9 protein-coding genes are annotated in these 14564 nt (G+C 71.8%); 2 read left to right on the forward strand and 7 right to left on the reverse strand.

The features are described 5' to 3' along the window. Nucleotides 1–10: 10 nt before the first annotated feature. Nucleotides 11–1558 carry a 4-hydroxyphenylacetate 3-hydroxylase N-terminal domain-containing protein gene (locus tag AB0J42_RS30460; protein WP_364300452.1) on the forward strand — a complete coding sequence of 516 codons (1548 nt, stop codon included), beginning with the start codon at nucleotides 11–13 and terminating at the stop codon, nucleotides 1556–1558. A gap of 44 nt (nucleotides 1559–1602) precedes the next feature. Here the strand turns inward: AB0J42_RS30460 and AB0J42_RS30465 are convergent, their stop codons facing one another. From AB0J42_RS30465 to AB0J42_RS30480, 4 genes are read right to left on the reverse strand one after another with little or no spacing between them, the layout of a single operon-like run. After that, complete coding sequence (locus tag AB0J42_RS30465) at nucleotides 1603–2490, reverse strand: phytanoyl-CoA dioxygenase family protein (RefSeq protein WP_364300454.1); 888 nt, start codon at nucleotides 2488–2490, stop codon at nucleotides 1603–1605. Next, on the reverse strand, nucleotides 2490–3851 hold the full coding sequence (locus AB0J42_RS30470) for a condensation domain-containing protein (protein WP_364300456.1): 1362 nt from the start codon (nucleotides 3849–3851) through the stop codon (nucleotides 2490–2492). The genes AB0J42_RS30465 and AB0J42_RS30470 overlap by 1 nt, the downstream gene beginning before the upstream one ends. A 13-nt stretch (nucleotides 3852–3864) precedes the next feature. After that, complete coding sequence (cmdF, locus tag AB0J42_RS30475; protein ID WP_364300458.1) at nucleotides 3865–5526, reverse strand: tyrosine 2,3-aminomutase; 1662 nt, start codon at nucleotides 5524–5526, stop codon at nucleotides 3865–3867. Nucleotides 5527–5529: 3 nt separating this feature from the next. Then, a complete protein-coding gene (locus AB0J42_RS30480) occupies nucleotides 5530–8757 on the reverse strand; it encodes an AMP-binding protein (protein WP_364300460.1) in 3228 nt (1075 codons plus the stop codon). Nucleotides 8758–9005: 248 nt separating this feature from the next. Between AB0J42_RS30480 and AB0J42_RS30485 the strand changes: the two genes are divergently transcribed. Further along, the gene (locus AB0J42_RS30485) at nucleotides 9006–10247 is read left to right on the forward strand and encodes a cytochrome P450 (RefSeq protein WP_364300462.1); all 1242 of its coding nucleotides are present in this window, start codon (nucleotides 9006–9008) and stop codon (nucleotides 10245–10247) included. 189 nt (nucleotides 10248–10436) lie between these two features. On the opposite strand, the gene AB0J42_RS30490 is transcribed toward AB0J42_RS30485, so the two are convergent. From AB0J42_RS30490 to AB0J42_RS30500, 3 genes are all read right to left on the reverse strand, one after another. After that, nucleotides 10437–11300, reverse strand: a complete 864-nt coding sequence (locus AB0J42_RS30490) for an LLM class F420-dependent oxidoreductase (protein ID WP_364300464.1) — start codon at nucleotides 11298–11300, stop codon at nucleotides 10437–10439. Between the two features lie 18 nt (nucleotides 11301–11318). After that, nucleotides 11319–12584 carry an acyltransferase gene (locus AB0J42_RS30495; protein WP_364300466.1) on the reverse strand — a complete coding sequence of 422 codons (1266 nt, stop codon included), beginning with the start codon at nucleotides 12582–12584 and terminating at the stop codon, nucleotides 11319–11321. A 79-nt stretch (nucleotides 12585–12663) separates the two neighbouring features. Beyond that, nucleotides 12664–14193 carry an FAD-binding protein gene (locus tag AB0J42_RS30500; protein ID WP_364300468.1) on the reverse strand — a complete coding sequence of 510 codons (1530 nt, stop codon included), beginning with the start codon at nucleotides 14191–14193 and terminating at the stop codon, nucleotides 12664–12666. Between the last annotated feature and the right edge of the window lie 371 nt (nucleotides 14194–14564).

The raw sequence follows: 14564 nt of genomic DNA on the forward strand, positions 1-14564 counted from the left end.
AGGAGCCCGCATGGAGCGGACGCGCCCGATGAACGGCGCCGAGTACGTGGAGAGCCTGCGCGACGACCGCGAGATCTATCTCTACGGCGAACGCGTCAAGGACGTCACCACGCATCCCGCGTTCCACAACCCGGTCCGCATGACGGCCCGGCTGTACGACGCGCTGCACGACCCGGAGCGCTCCCCCGAGCTGGTCGCGCCGACCGACACCGGGGGCGACGGCTACACGCACGCCTTCTTCACCACGCCGCGCTCGGCCGACGACCTGGTCAGGCACCAGAAGGCGATCGCGGCCTGGTCGCGGATGAGCTACGGCTGGATGGGCCGGAGCCCCGACTACAAGGCGGCCTTCCTCGGCACGCTGGGCGCCAACGCCGACTTCTACGCGCCGTTCGCCGACAACGCGCGGCGCTGGTACAAGGAGTCGCAGGAGAAGGTGCTGTTCTGGAACCACGCGATCGTGCACCCGCCGGTCGACCGCAACCGGCCGCCGGACGAAGTCGCCGACGTGTTCGTGCACGTGGAGCGGGAGACCGACGCCGGGCTGATCGTGAGCGGCGCCAAGGTGGTCGCCACCGGTTCGGCGCTGACCCACTACAACTTCATCGCCCACTACGGCCTGCCCATCAAGGACCGGAAGTTCGCGCTGGTGGCCACCGTGCCGATGGGCGCGGCCGGGCTGAAGCTGATCTGCCGCCCGTCCTACACGGCCGCCGCGTCCGTCATGGGCAGCCCGTTCGACTACCCGCTGTCCTCCCGGCTGGACGAGAACGACACCATCCTCGTGCTGGACAAGGTGCTCATCCCCTGGGAGAACGTCTTCATCTACGGGCATCTGGGCAAGGTGCAGCTGTTCACCGGCCGGTCCGGGTTCCCGGAGCGGTTCACCTTCCACGGGTGCACGCGGCTGGCGGTGAAGCTGGAGTTCCTGGCGGGGCTGCTGGCCAAGGCGCTGGAGATCACCGGCACGCAGGACTTCCGCGGCGTGCAGAGCCGGCTGGGCGAGGTGCTGGCCTGGCGGAACCTGTTCTGGGCGCTGTCGGACGCGGCCGCGCGCAACCCGGTGCCGTGGGTGGGCGGCGCGGTGCTGCCCAACCCGCAGTACGGGCTGGCGTACCGGTGGTTCATGCAGATCGGCTATCCGCGGGTCAAGGAGATCATCGAGCAGGACGTGGCGAGCGGCCTGATCTACGTCAACTCCAGCGCCGACGACTTCCGGAACCCGGAGATCCGCCCGTATCTGGACCGGTTCCTGCGCGGCTCGAACGGGGTCGACGCGGTGGAGCGGATCAAGGTGATGAAGCTGCTGTGGGACAGCGTCGGCACCGAGTTCGGCGGCCGGCACGAGCTGTACGAGCGCAACTACGCGGGCAACCACGAGAACACGCGGGTCGAGCTGCTGTCGGCGCAGATCGCCGACGGGAAGCTGGACGCCTACAAGGCGTTCGTGGACGAGTGCCTGGACGAGTACGACCTGGACGGCTGGCGGGTGCCGGACCTGTCCTCCTTCGAGGGGCTGCGGCAGCTCAAGGACACGCTGCTGGCCAACGAGGACTGAAAAAACGGCCGCCACTCGCAGCGAGTGGCGGCCGTTCCGTGTGTTCAGCGGGCGTCGGCCAGGGCTCCGCCGACCACCAGGCCGGCCTGGCGCCGGGTCTCCTCGTCCTGGAGGGCGATGTCGGGGTCGTGCATCTCCACCCAGCCGAGCCCCGGCGGGCAGCGGTCGTACCCGAGCAGTTCCTGTACCTCCCGCGGGTAGGCGAGCACCATCTCGCGGGGCACCGCGAGGTACTGGTTCTCCTCCTGGCGCAGGTTGCCCAGGTCGAGCGCGATCGTCAGGCCGGTGCGCGGCGTGGCGGTGACGTTCTTGCCGCCGCCGTGGTAGACGCCGCCGACCCAGATGAGCCCGCCGCCGGGCGGCATCTCGGTGGGGATGGCCTCGGACGTCCTGGGGGCGCGCTCGTCGTCCCAGTGGTGGCTGCCGGGGATGACCAGCGTGCCGCCGTTGTCGGCGGTGAACTCGCTCATGGCCACCATCAGCTGCACCCGGGTCGTGGGGCCGGGGTGCGGGCGCAGGTGGAGCGCGTCGTCGCGGTGCAGCGGCATCTTGCCCTGGCCCTCGTGGATCTGGATCAGCTGGGTGGTGCTGATCTGGATGCTCGGCGTCATCTCCTGCCGCGACCGGCCGATCCACATCGGGCGGGGCTTCTGCATCAGCGCCCGCGCCGCCCCCAGGAAGACCGGGTGCGTGACCACGGGCGTCAGCCGGGTGGTCCGCGCGAACAGCGACGACACCCGCCGGGTGCGCAGGCCGTCGTACCAGTTGTCGGAGAACTGGTCGGTGTCGAGGCTGGGGCCGAGGTCGGCCCAGAGCGCGTCGAGCACCTCCGGGTCCGCGAAGTCCTCGACGATGACCGCGCCGTCGCGTTCGAGGATCTCCACCACGTCGTCGAGGGCGGCGGCGGACGTCACCCTGGTCAATCCCGCCATCACAGATCGCCTTTCTGTACGGTCAGCGGTGCGTCGGGGCTGAGCAGCGTCTCGCGCAGCACCCGGAGGAAGCCGGCCACCAGGTCCCTGATCGTGGACTCCTCGAACAGGTTGGTGTTGAACCACAGGCTGCACACCATGTCGCCGGCCGGGTCGATGTCGAGCGTCCACAGCGCCCCGTCGGGGATGTCGGTGGTCACCGGCTGCGACAGCAGGCGGCGCCGGATGTCGTGGTACGCGACGTCCCCGATCAGGTCGCCGGCCATCGTGAACGGGAACTGGAAGACCTGGAACGACACCACGCAGGTGTCGTCGCCGGCGAACGACGCGGTGACGCCCGGGGCCTGCTCCACGATCTGGCCGAACGGGATGTCGTGCCGGTACGCCTGGATGCAGGACGCCCGGGTGCGCCCGATCAGCTCGCGGAAGGTGCCGCAGCCGGCCAGGTCGGTCCGGATCGGCAGCAGGTTGAAGAACGAGCCCACGGTGTGCTGGAAGCGGGCCAGCGTCCGGCCGGAGGAGAAGGTGGTGGCGGTGACGTCGGTCGCGCCCGTGCTCCGGTTCAGGAACACGTAGTAGGCGGCCAGCATCACCATGAACGGCGAGCTGCGGGTCGCGGTGGCCAGCGACAGCGCGGCGCCCGTCAGCTCTTCGTCGATCAGGAAGCGGTGCGCGGCCGTGGACTTGGGCAGGTTCGCGGAGCGCCGGTGGTCGGTCCGGGTGGGGGCGGCCACGGCGCCGCGGAGCCGCTCGCGCCAGTACGCGCGCGCCCGTTCCGCCTTCGGCTGCGTGGCGCGCTCGCGGTCCCAGAGCGCGTACTCCCGGTACTGCGCCGGCTCGGCCGGGGCGGGCAGGTCGAACCCCCGCTTCCGGGCGTAGAGCACGGCCAGCTCCTGGATCACCAGCTTCATCGACCACTCGTCCACGGCCGAGTGGTGGGCGATGAGCGCGAGCACCGAGTCCCGCTCGTCGAAGCGGCCGAGCACCGCCCGGATGAGGGGCAGCTCGCCGCTGCCGTACCTGCCGCCTTCGAGCTCGATCAGCAGCTCCTCGGCGGCCCGGTGCCGCTCCGCGGGCTCCGCCCGCAGGTCGCGGACGGCCAGCCGGACCGGGGCCGGGGGGAGGACCCGCTGGTGCCGGTTCCCCTCCTCCCGGACGATTTCGGTGCGCAGCGCCTCGTGCCGGACGACCAGCTCGTCCAGCGCCTCCTGCAGCGCCCCGGTGTCGACGGCCCCGGTGAGCCGCCACCCGCACACGATGTTGTACGTGGGACCGAACGGCCCCTCCTCGTCCCCCTTGTCGAACAGGCACAGGAAGTCCTGGTTGAAGGAGAGCGGGATGATGCCGGTCTGCACGGTCATGGTCACCAGCTCCTCAGCGCAGGGCGACGCCGGCGCGCTCGACGGCGGCGGCCAGCTCGCCCCGGGACAGGGCGGCGGCCACCAGCTCGATGTCGTCGGCCATGTACCGGTCGCCGCTGACCATCGGCACCAGCGAGCGCAGCATCTCGTACGCCTCCCGCCCCGCCCGGCTCAGCCGGGAGCGCCGGTTCGACAGGTCCACGGCCTGGCACGCGGCCAGGAACTCGACGGCGAGGATGCGGCAGTTGTTCTCCAGCACCCGGCGCGCGTTGCGGGTGGCGATCAGGCCCATGCTGACGACGTCCTGGTTGTCGCCGTTGGACGGCACGCTCTGCGTGCTGGCCGGGGCGATGGTCCGGTTCTCGGCGACCAGCGCGGTGGCCGGGTACTGGGCGCCGGCGAAGCCGCTGTTGAGCCCGGGGTCGCCCGCCACCAGGAACTCGGGCAGGCCGTTGCTCAGGTGCCGGTTCAGCAGCCGGTTGGTCCTGCGCTCCGACATGACGCCGAGCTGGGTGAGCGCGATCGTCAGGTAGTCCATGACGAAGGCGATCGGCTGGCCGTGGAAGTTCGCGCCGTGGAAGACCTCCTTGCCGGCGAAGACCAGCGGGTTGTCGTTGCTGGAGTTGAGCTCGATCTCCAGGGTCTCCGTGGCGTGGTAGGCCGCCTGCCGGACGGCGCCGACGACCTGCGGGATGGCCCGGATCGTGTACGCCTTCTGCAGGTAGACCTCGGTCCGCTGGACGCCGTTGGACCGCTGGTCGTCGCGGTGCCGCCGGCGCGGCTCCTTTCCGCCGGTCACCTTGAGGCGGTGCGGGTCGGCCTTGAGCGCCCGGCGCAGCTCCTCGTGCTCCACCATCAGCTCGCTGCCGTCCAGCAGCGCCCGCAGGTTGGCGGCGCAGTCGATCTGGCCCGGGTGCGGGCGGGCCACATCGTGGCCCTCGGCCATGAACGGGCTGGTGGAGCCGAGCAGCGTCTCGCAGACCAGGGCGGTGACGATCTCGGCCTGCCGGATCTGCTCCATGGCCCGGCCGGCGACCAGGCAGCCGACGCCGGTCATCGCCGACGTCCCGTTGATCATCGCCAGGCCTTCCTTGAACCGCAGCCGCAGCGGCTCGATGCCCAGCTCCCGCAGGACCGGCCCGGTGGGGACGCGGCGGCCGTCGCGCAGCACGTACCCCTCGCCGATGACGGTGGCGGCCACGTGCGCCAGCGGCGCGAGGTCGCCGCTCGCGCCGAGCGAGCCGATCTGCGGGATCGCCGGCGTGATGCCCAGGTTGAGGTAGAGGGCCAGCCGTTCCAGCAGCTCCGGCCGGACCGCGGAGTAGCCCTTGGCCAGGCAGTTCAGCCGGGCCGACAGCACCGCCCTGGCCTCGTCCTCGGCGAACGTCGGGCCGACCCCGGCGCAGTGGCTGCGGACCAGGTTGGTCTGCAGCTCCACCTCCTTGTCCGGGTCGACCAGCATGTAGATCATCTCGCCGTAGCCGGTCGTGACGCCGTAGACCGGCACGCCCTGCCCGACGATCTCCTCGAACAGCTGCCGGGTGGCCGCGGCCTTCGCCAGAGCCACCGGAGCCACGTTGCAGACGGCGCCGTCCTCGGCCACCTGCCGGAGCGCCGGAACGTCCAGCGTCTCCCCATCGAAGTCGACCGCGGTCGCGGTCTCGACCAGAGTCATCTCTCACCCCGCCATGCGTTGGGTTACGGCCCGTTCGGGAACTGCTTGTGAAGACACCGCTCGCGCGTCGACGAGGCCTGCGAGGCCGGCCAGCGTGGGATTGGTGAGAAACTGCCAGAGCGACACCTCGACGCCGAACTTCTTGCTGATCCGGTCGAGGAGCCGCCCCGCGAGCATGGAGTGGCCGCCGGCGGCGAAGAACGTGTCGTCCGGGCCGGCCGGGTCGCCGCCCAGGAGCTCGCGCCAGAGCTCGGCGATCTCCCGCTCGGTCCGGGTGCTGATCGCCCGGGTGGGGGTCACGCCGGCGCCGGTAAGGCCGCGCCGGTCCAGCTTGCCGCCCCCGTTGCGGGGCAGCGCGGTCACGGTCCTGATGGTGACCGGCGGCACGCCCTTGCCGAAGCGCCTGCGCAGCCCGGCACGGAGCCGGTCCGCGGAGATGTCCCGCCTCGGGTGCGGCACCAGGTAGGCGATCAGCCGCCGCACCAGCCGGTCCGGGCCGGCCGCGGGCACGACGGCGCACTCGGCCACCGCGTCGTCGGCCGACAGCTCCGCCTCGACCTCGGCGAGGTCGACGCGGTTGCCGTTGAACTTGATCTGGGTGTCGCGCCGGCCGCGGAACTCCAGCAGCCCGTCCCAGCGCAGCCGGCCCAGGTCGCCGGTGTGGTGGAACCTGCCGCCGCCCGCGCCGAACCGCTCCAGCCCGCGCACTGGGCGGAAGGCCCGCTCGGCGTCGGCCTCCTCCTCGACGTACCCGAGCGCCACGTACGGGCTGCGGACCACGAGATGGCCGGTCACGCCCGGCGGGCAGGGCCGGTCCAGGTCGTCCAGCACCAGCACGTGACGTCCGGGGATGGGCCTGCCGATCGGCACCGCGCCGCCGCCCGGCTCGGTCACCTCGTGCCAGGTGGCCAGGATCGTCTCCGTCGCTCCGTACAGGTTGATCAGGCGGGCGCCCGGCAGGGCGGCGCGCAGATCGGCGGCGAGCTCGCCCGGCAGCGCTTCTCCGGCGAGCAGCACGTGCGTGAGCGCGGTCAGCGACCCGGCCATGTCGCGGCTCTCGACGGCCTCCAGCAGCCTGCGGGCGAAGCTCGGCACGGTCTGGAAGTGGGTGATCCGCTCGTCGGCCAGCCATTCGGCCAGCTTGTCGGGGTTCGCGCGGATCCGGTCGGGGACCGGGCAGAGCGTGGCGCCGCAGACGAGGGCGGCGAAGATCTCCATCAGGCCGGCGTCGTAGCCGGGCGCGGCCCACTGGGCGAGCCGGTCGCCGGGCCCCAGCCGGGTCTCGGCGGCCAGCCAGGTGACGAACTGGGCGAGGGTGGCGTGGGTCTGCACGATGCCTTTCGGCCGCCCGGTCGTGCCGGAGGTGTAGGCGACGTAGGCCCGCTCGGCCAGGCCGGGCGCGGCGGGCTCCGCGCCTGCCGTTCCCGCGACGGGCTCCGCGTCCGCGGTCCCGGCGGCGGCGTCGAGCTCTCGGGCGTACCCGGCGGCGGCGTCGAGGACGGTGCCGCCCAGTTCTTCGGCGTACCATCGCGCCAGTTCGTCGCCGGTACGGTCCGCGTCCGTCAGCATGCGGACCGGGCGCAATCCCGCCAGCATGGTCCTGGCCCGCTGCCCGGTGTCGGCCGCGCCCATGCAGAGTACGTACGCGCCCGCGTCCAGCACGCCGAGCAGGGCCGCCACCAGGCCGGGCCCCGACGGCAGGCGGACCGCCACCGGGCGGCCGGCGACCTCGCCGCGGGCCCGCAGCGCGGCGGTGACCCCGGCGGCGCGGCGTTCCAGCTCCCGGTAGGTGATCGTCTCGCCCTGCCAGGTCAGCGCCGCCGACTCCGGGGCGCGTCCGGCGGCCTGGTGGACCAGGCGGGGCGCGGACCGGGTGGCGGTCGCGTCCGCCGTCAGGTCGGCCGCGCGCACCGCGGCGCCGATGCCGGGCAGGCTCTCCAGCGGCAGCGCGTCCACCCGCAGATCAGGTCTGCGCAGCGCGGCCGTGAGGAGGGTGCGCAGCTGGTCCAGGATGCGCGCTCCGGTGCCGGGGTCGAAGAGGTTGCGGCGGTAGGCGAGCGACCCGGTGAGGGCGGGCGCCACGGCGTCCACGGTGAACGTCAGGTCGGCCGTGACCGCGCCGTGCCCCACCGGCATCGGGGTGACGGTCAGGCCGGTCAGCCGCAGCTCGGCCGGGGACGTGTCGCGGTAGACGAACAGGGCGTCGCAGAGCGGCATGCGGCGCGGGTCCCGGTCGATCTTGAGTGCCCGGACCAGCCGGTCGAACGGCACCTCGCGGCGTTCGTACGCGCCCTGCGCGTTCTGCGCCACCCGGCCGACCAGCTCCCGGAACGTGGGCCGGCCCGTGAAGTCGGCGCAGAGCACCAGCGTGTTGCGGAAGGGGCCGATCAGGTCGGTGAACAGCGCGCTCGGCCGGGTGGTGACCGGGACGCCCACGGCCACCCGCTCCTCGCCGCTGTGGCGGTGCAGCAGGGTCTGGAAGGCGGCCAGCAGCACCGTGAACGGCGTGGTGCCCTCCGCCCAGGACAGCTCGGTCAGGGCCGAGGCGATCTCGTCGTCCCACGCGTACGGGACCGTACCGCCCTCGAACGAGGGACCCACGGGCCGGGCGCGGTCGGTGGCGAGCGACAGCGACGGCGGGAGCGGCCGCAGGGCCGCGAGCCAGTGCTCCAGCAGGCGGTGGAACTCCGGCGTGGAGGCCCGGTCGCGCTGCCACTGGACGTAGTCGGCGTACCGGACGGGGACCGTGGAGCCGCCACCCGCGTACGCCTCCGACAGCTCCTCGACGAGCCGGGTGACGGAGTGCTCGTCGACCACGGCCTCGTGGGCGAGCAGCAGCAGCGCGTGCTCGCCGGGCCCGGTGTTCGCGGTGAACAGCCGGGCGAGTGGGCCCGCGCCCAGGTCGAACGGCGTCGCGGCGAGCCGGTCGAAGGGAAGGTCCCGGACGGGGCCCAGGTCGGTGAAGGAGTGCGGGTCCCAGTCGGGCGCGACGGCCTGCACCGGGAGCCCGTCGGCCTCGACGAGCGTCGTGCGGAGGATCTCGTGCCGGCGTACGGTGGCCCGCCAGGCGTCGCGGAGGGCGGCGGTGTCCAGCGCGCCGGTGACCCGGAAAGCGCGGCACACATTGTGCACCGGCGACTCCGGGACCAGTTTCTGCAGGAACCAGAGCTCGTCCTGAGCCGACGAGGTCACGACTTCCCTGACCCCGCGAGCATCAAAAGTCTCAGTCACTCATGCCACCTTGTCTCGGGACGGCGCGCTGGCGACTCTTTGACGTCGCGATTCACTCCATGAAGAATCGTGCCGCCGAGGACGGGCGGGTCGCATCTCTTAGAGTGCTACTCATTCCGGAATTTACTCCAGAATGCTGACATTCGCTTTATTCAGTGGCCTGGAATGCTCGTCGCTTTATACTTCGGGGAAATCCGGGGCTGCTCGACACTCGAATTCGCCGCCCCGACGATCCCGGGAGAAAAACGATGGAGAAACGCTGCCCCATCGCCCTCGACCCCACCGGCCGAGACATCCACGCCGAGGCGGCCCGGCTCCGCCAGCTCGGCCCCACCCAGGTCGAGCTGCCCGGTGGTGTGGTCGTGTGGTCGATCAACGACTACGCGCTCGCCAGGCGGCTGCTGACCGACCCGCGCGTCACCAAGAGCGCGCGCAAGCACTGGCCGGCGTTCACCGACGGCCGGATCCCGCCGGACTGGGAGCTGATCAGCTGGGTGGCCATGGACAACATCGCCACCGCCGCGGGCAGCGACCACATGCGGCTGCGCAGACTGGTCGGCAAGGCGTTCACCCCGCGCCGCGTCGAGGCGATCCGGCCCCGCGTCGTCCAGCTCGTCGAGGAGCTCATCGACGACCTGGCCGCCACCCCGCCGGGAGAGATCGCCGACCTGAAGACGCAGTTCGCCAACCCGCTGCCCGCCCGGCTGGTCGCCGACCTCATCGGCATGCCGGAGGCGGCCCGCGCGGCCACCGCCAAGGTCATCGACATGATGGTGGACACCACCGTCACCCCCGAGACGGCCCAGAGCATCCTCGCGGGCTGGCGCGGCGCGATGGAGGACCTCATCGCCGCCAAGCGGCGCGAGCCGGGCGAGGACATCGCCAGCGACCTGATCGCCGCCCGCGACGAGGACGGGTCCCGGCTGAGCGAGTCCGAGCTGACCGACACCATCTTCGCCATCCTCGGCGCGGGCTCCGAGACCACCATCAACTTCATCGACAACGCCCTGACCGCCCTGCTCACCGACCCCGAGCAGCGCCGCCTGGTCACCTCGGGCGAGGCCACCTGGGAGCAGGTCGTCGAGGAGACGCTGCGGGTCCACTCGCCGCTCGCGCACCTGCCCATGCGGTACGCGGTCGAGGACCTGGAGGTGGGCGGCGTCACCATCCCCAAGGGCGACCCGCTGATCATCAACTACGCGGCGCTGGGCCGCGACCCGGCCCTGCACGGCGACGACGCCGACCGGTTCGACGTGCTGCGGGAGGACAAGGAGCACATCTCCTTCGGCCACGGGCCGCACTACTGCCTCGGCGCCGGGGTGGCCCGGCTGATGGCCACCGTCAGCCTGTCCACGCTGCTGGCCCGCTTCCCGGACATGGAGCTGGCGGTGCCCGAGCCGGAGCTGGTGCCGCTGCCGACGTTCATCATGAACGGCCATCGCAGCCTCCCGGTCATCCTCCAGCCCGCCCTGGTCCCCGCCACGGCCTAGACCCACCCGGAGCGCCCCGCCTGTCCGCGGGGCGCTCCGCCATGTCCGGGCCTGCGCCGGAACACGCACCGCTATGTCCCGGTCTGTACCGGAACACGCTCCGCTATCTCCGGGCCTGTGCCGGAACGCGCTCCGGATGCGAAGGAGCCGTGACCCCGGGCGCGGGTCACGGCTCTCGGTGTGCGCGGGTCAGTCGAGGGCGGGCAGCACCTTGCCGGCCAGCAGCTCGACGTCGCGGACCGGGTCCGGGCCCGACAGGATGCCGATCGCCAGATCGATGCCCTGGCCGGCGAGCCCGCGCAGGGTGTCCGCCAGGTCCCCGCAGCCGGCGCCGTCCGGGCCGACGTCGAAGGGCAGGATGCAGGTCTTCTCGATCGTCTCGTAGGCGCGGCCCTCCGCCTCGCAGTGCCGCCGCAGCAGCGCCAGCTTCTCCGCCAGGTCGGGGCCCGGGTAGAGGTTGCAGGCGTCGGCGTGCCGGGCGACCAGCCGCAGCGTCCGGTCGCCACCGCCGCCGATCATGATCGGCGGGTGCGGGGCGGAGAGGTTCGCGGGCACGCCGATCGGCCGCTCCAGCCGGTGGTGGGTGCCCTCGTACGGCTCGTCGCCGTCGCCCCACAGCCGGTGGCAGATCCGGGCCGTCTCCTCCAGCAGCTCGAACCGCTCACCCAGCGACGGGTACGGGATGCCCAGGCCGCGCGCCTCCTCCTCGTACCAGCCGACGCCGAGGCCGAGCATGGCCCGCCCGCCGGACAGCACGTCCAGGCTGGTGACCATCTTGGCGAGCAGCGCCGGATGCCTCAGGTGCACGCCCGCGACCACCGGCCCGAGCAGGCAGTTCCGGGTGTGCGCGGCGATCGCGCCCAGCACGGTGAAGCACTCCAGCATCGGCTCCTCGAGCCCGCCGGCGTGCGGCCCCTGCCAGAGGTGGTCGCCGACGCCGATCAGCGCGAACCCCGCCTCGTCGGCCGTGCGGACCGTGTCCGCGAGCGTCTCGCCGATGCGGGCCGGCCCGCCGTCCCAGGTGTAGGAGCCGAGCTCCAGACCGATCTTCACAGTCGTCTCCGTTTCGGGTCAGCGGACCAGCACGGGCATGCTCGGCTCGGCGGACACCTTGCCGAGGCGGTTCCTGAGCGTCAGCGCGGGCTTCTCGACCAGGTAGTAGCTGACGACCGCCATCAGGAAGCTGCTGATCTGCACCTTCAGCAGGATCTCCAGGTAGCTCTCGGCGCCGAACATGCTGCCGTTCCAGAAGTAGATGAACGGGATGTGCCACAGGAACATGCCGTACGAGACACGTCCGATGAACTGCAGCGGCCGGAAGTTGAGCACCGAGGCGATGACCTTGGACCGCACGCCCGGCACGGTGAGCGGCGCGAGCAGCAGGAACACGATCGTCAGGTCGACGGGCTGGTCGAAGAGCACCACGCTGGTCGGCGGGTAGTCGACCGTGCCCTGCCCGCCCGCGGGCGAGAAGCAGAACAGCAGGATCACGACGAGCGCGGCGAACCAGGTGGCGCCCGGATACTTGGCGATCAGCCGGTACGGCCGGATCAGCCGGTCCGGCGCGACCTCCGCCGCGACCGACAGCACGGCCAGGCCCATGCCGACCGCGAGGTAGCCGAACCAGCCGGGCGCCCAGTTGCCCTGGAGGGGGTACGGGCCGAGCTCGGGCAGGTGGCTGTAGGCGGAGTAGGCGTAACCGATCAGGATGATGGCGAAGATGCCGACGAGGAGCCGGCGCGCCTTGGCCACCGGGTCCGCGGTGCGGGCGGCCATCCGGTGGCCGATCCACGCCATGATGGGCAGCGTCACGTAGAAGGCGATCTCGGTCGCCATGCTCCAGGTCGACTCCAGGCCGGGCACGATGTCGCCCGCCACGTACACGTGCTGCATCGTCATCACCCGGAAGACCTGCCAGAAGCCGGTGATGTGGCCGCTCGACAGGAGCACCAGGACGCCGACCACCTGCAGCCAGTAGGCCGGAAAGATGCGCAGCACCCGACGCCAGGCGTAGGCCTTGAGGTCCGGCTTGGCCGCCCCGGCGATCGTCACCAGCGCGAACCGCCGGTAGAGCAGGAACCCCGAGAGCGCGAACAGGATCGGCAGCGACTCCCGGGTGAACCGCTCGATCAGCACGGCGTAGAAGCCGTTGCCCGGATTGCCGGAGTGCCCGAGCCAGCCGGCGGTGAACGCGGAATGGACGGTGATGACCGCCAGCACCGCTATCGCGCGAATTCCCTGAAGCTCCGGGAAATACTCCCGCTTGGTGCGGATGGAGGGACCGGGATCGCGTTCTCTGGTGCCCGCCCCGGAACCGCCGACGATGTCTGTTGCCATGACCACTCCTTTTGGAGCCGAACGATTCCCACCAGCTTGAAATTCGGCCCCGCCCGGCCGCATCTCTGTCATTGCTGAACTATGCGGGCGGTTCGACGGAAAGCGCGTGCCGGAATATGCCGAGCGGGTCGTACCGGCCTTTGACGCGGCGCAGGCGCGGATAATTGTCCTTGTAATAGAGCGTGTGCCACGGCACCCCCGAGGTGTTCCATTCGGGGTCGGCCAGGTCGGCGTCGGGATAGTTGATGTACGACCCGTCGCTCACCTCGCCCGGCACCGGCACGCCCCCGGTGTCGGCGTACACGTCGCGGTAGAAGTCGCGCAGCCGGCCGATCTGGGCGTCGTCCTCGGCCTCGCTCCCCCACACCGACAGGTAGACGGCCTTGAGCACGCTGTCCCGCTGGGCGACGGCGGTGGCGTCCGGGGCCACCGTGTTCACCTGGCCGCCGTAGCCGACGACGATCAGCGCGGGCACGTAGTCCTGGGTGCTCAGGTAGCGGTAGATGGTGGCGATCTGGGCGTCGGTGTAGCCCTTCCGCAGGTAACCGGCCTTGATCTTGAGCCTTCGAGTGAACTCGTTGCCGGGGTCGCCGTGGCCCGGGTACGAGGCGCCGTAGAGCCAGGGCTGGGTCTGCTGGCCGGCGTGCGCGGGCTCGACCCCGACGCCGTCGGTGATCGCCTCCAGGTACGCGGTCATCAGGCTCTCCGCACCGGGCAGGTCGTCGTCGATCGAGCCGCCGACCATGACGTGCCCGGTCTTGCCGAGCCCCTCGAAGAAACCGAACAGGCCCGTCTCCGGTGCGCCAGGCGCGCTGTTCCGCTCGTACCAGGTGCCGAAGTTCCGCAGGATCGTGGCGAACGCCTGCTCCGTCATCGACTCCCAGGACCACATCAGGTGACCCGCCCGCCACCGGCCCGGCGCCCTCGGCAGCAGGTCGGCCGGGTCGGCCGAGGTCACGCCCGGGCTGCGCAGCCAGTAGCGGGTCACCACGCCGAAGTTGCCGCCCCCGCCGCCGGTGTGCGCCCACCACAGGTCGTGGTGCGGGTCGGCGGGGTCGTCCGTGGCCACCACCGCCTCGACCTTGCCGTCCGCGCCCGCCACCACCACCTCGACGGCGTGCAGGTAGTCGACGATGGCGCCGTACCGGCGCGACAGCGGGCCGTACCCGCCGCCCGCCATGTGGCCGCCGAACCCCACCTCCGTGCACTCGCCCGCCGGGACCGTGACGCCCCACCCCTTGAACAGGGTCCGGTAGACGTGGCCCAGCGTCGCACCCGGCTCGATCATGAACGCCCGGCGGCGCGCGTCGAAGGCGACCGCGTTCATCTCGGACAGATCCAGCAGGACCTGCACGTCCTTGGAGGCGGTGAAGTCCTCGAAGCAGTGCCCGCCGCTGCGTGCCGTCACCCGCCTGCCCGACCGCACGGCCTCGGTCACGGCCGCCACCACCTGCTCGCTCGTGGTCACCACCTGCACGTAGTCGGGGCGGGGGGTGAAGCGGTGGTTCATGCCGCGCAGCAGGCTGGGATAGCGTGGGTCGTCCGGCAGGACGACGGTCGCGGGCAGGGCGGGGTTCGCGGGCTCGGCCACGGGTTCGACGACGGTCACGACCGCTCCAAAGCAGAGGACGGGAAACGCCCGGGAATTCTCGGCACCGGACAGGCTGACGACGGACGGGGACCACCCGAAGAGTCCCGGCCGAGTACGGGACAACGATCTCCGGGACAGGGACCCGAGGAGGGCGGGGGCTCGAAGGGACGGGGATCCGAAGGGGCGAGGGCCCCGGGAAGCGGGGACCCCAGGGGCAGGGACCCGGAAGGGCGGGACCACCCGGAGGGGGGATCCGAAGGAGCGGGAACCCCCAGAGGCAGGGACCCGAACCGAGTGGGGACCCGAACCGGGTGGGGACCCAACGGGCGGAGGCTCTGAGGGGTGGGTGGTTGGAGGGGTGGGTGGTTGGAGGGGCGGAGGTTCGGAGG

Origin of the sequence: Nonomuraea sp. NPDC049649, from assembly GCF_040675175.1 — a bacterium.
Classification (GTDB): Bacteria; Actinomycetota; Actinomycetes; order Streptosporangiales; family Streptosporangiaceae; genus Nonomuraea.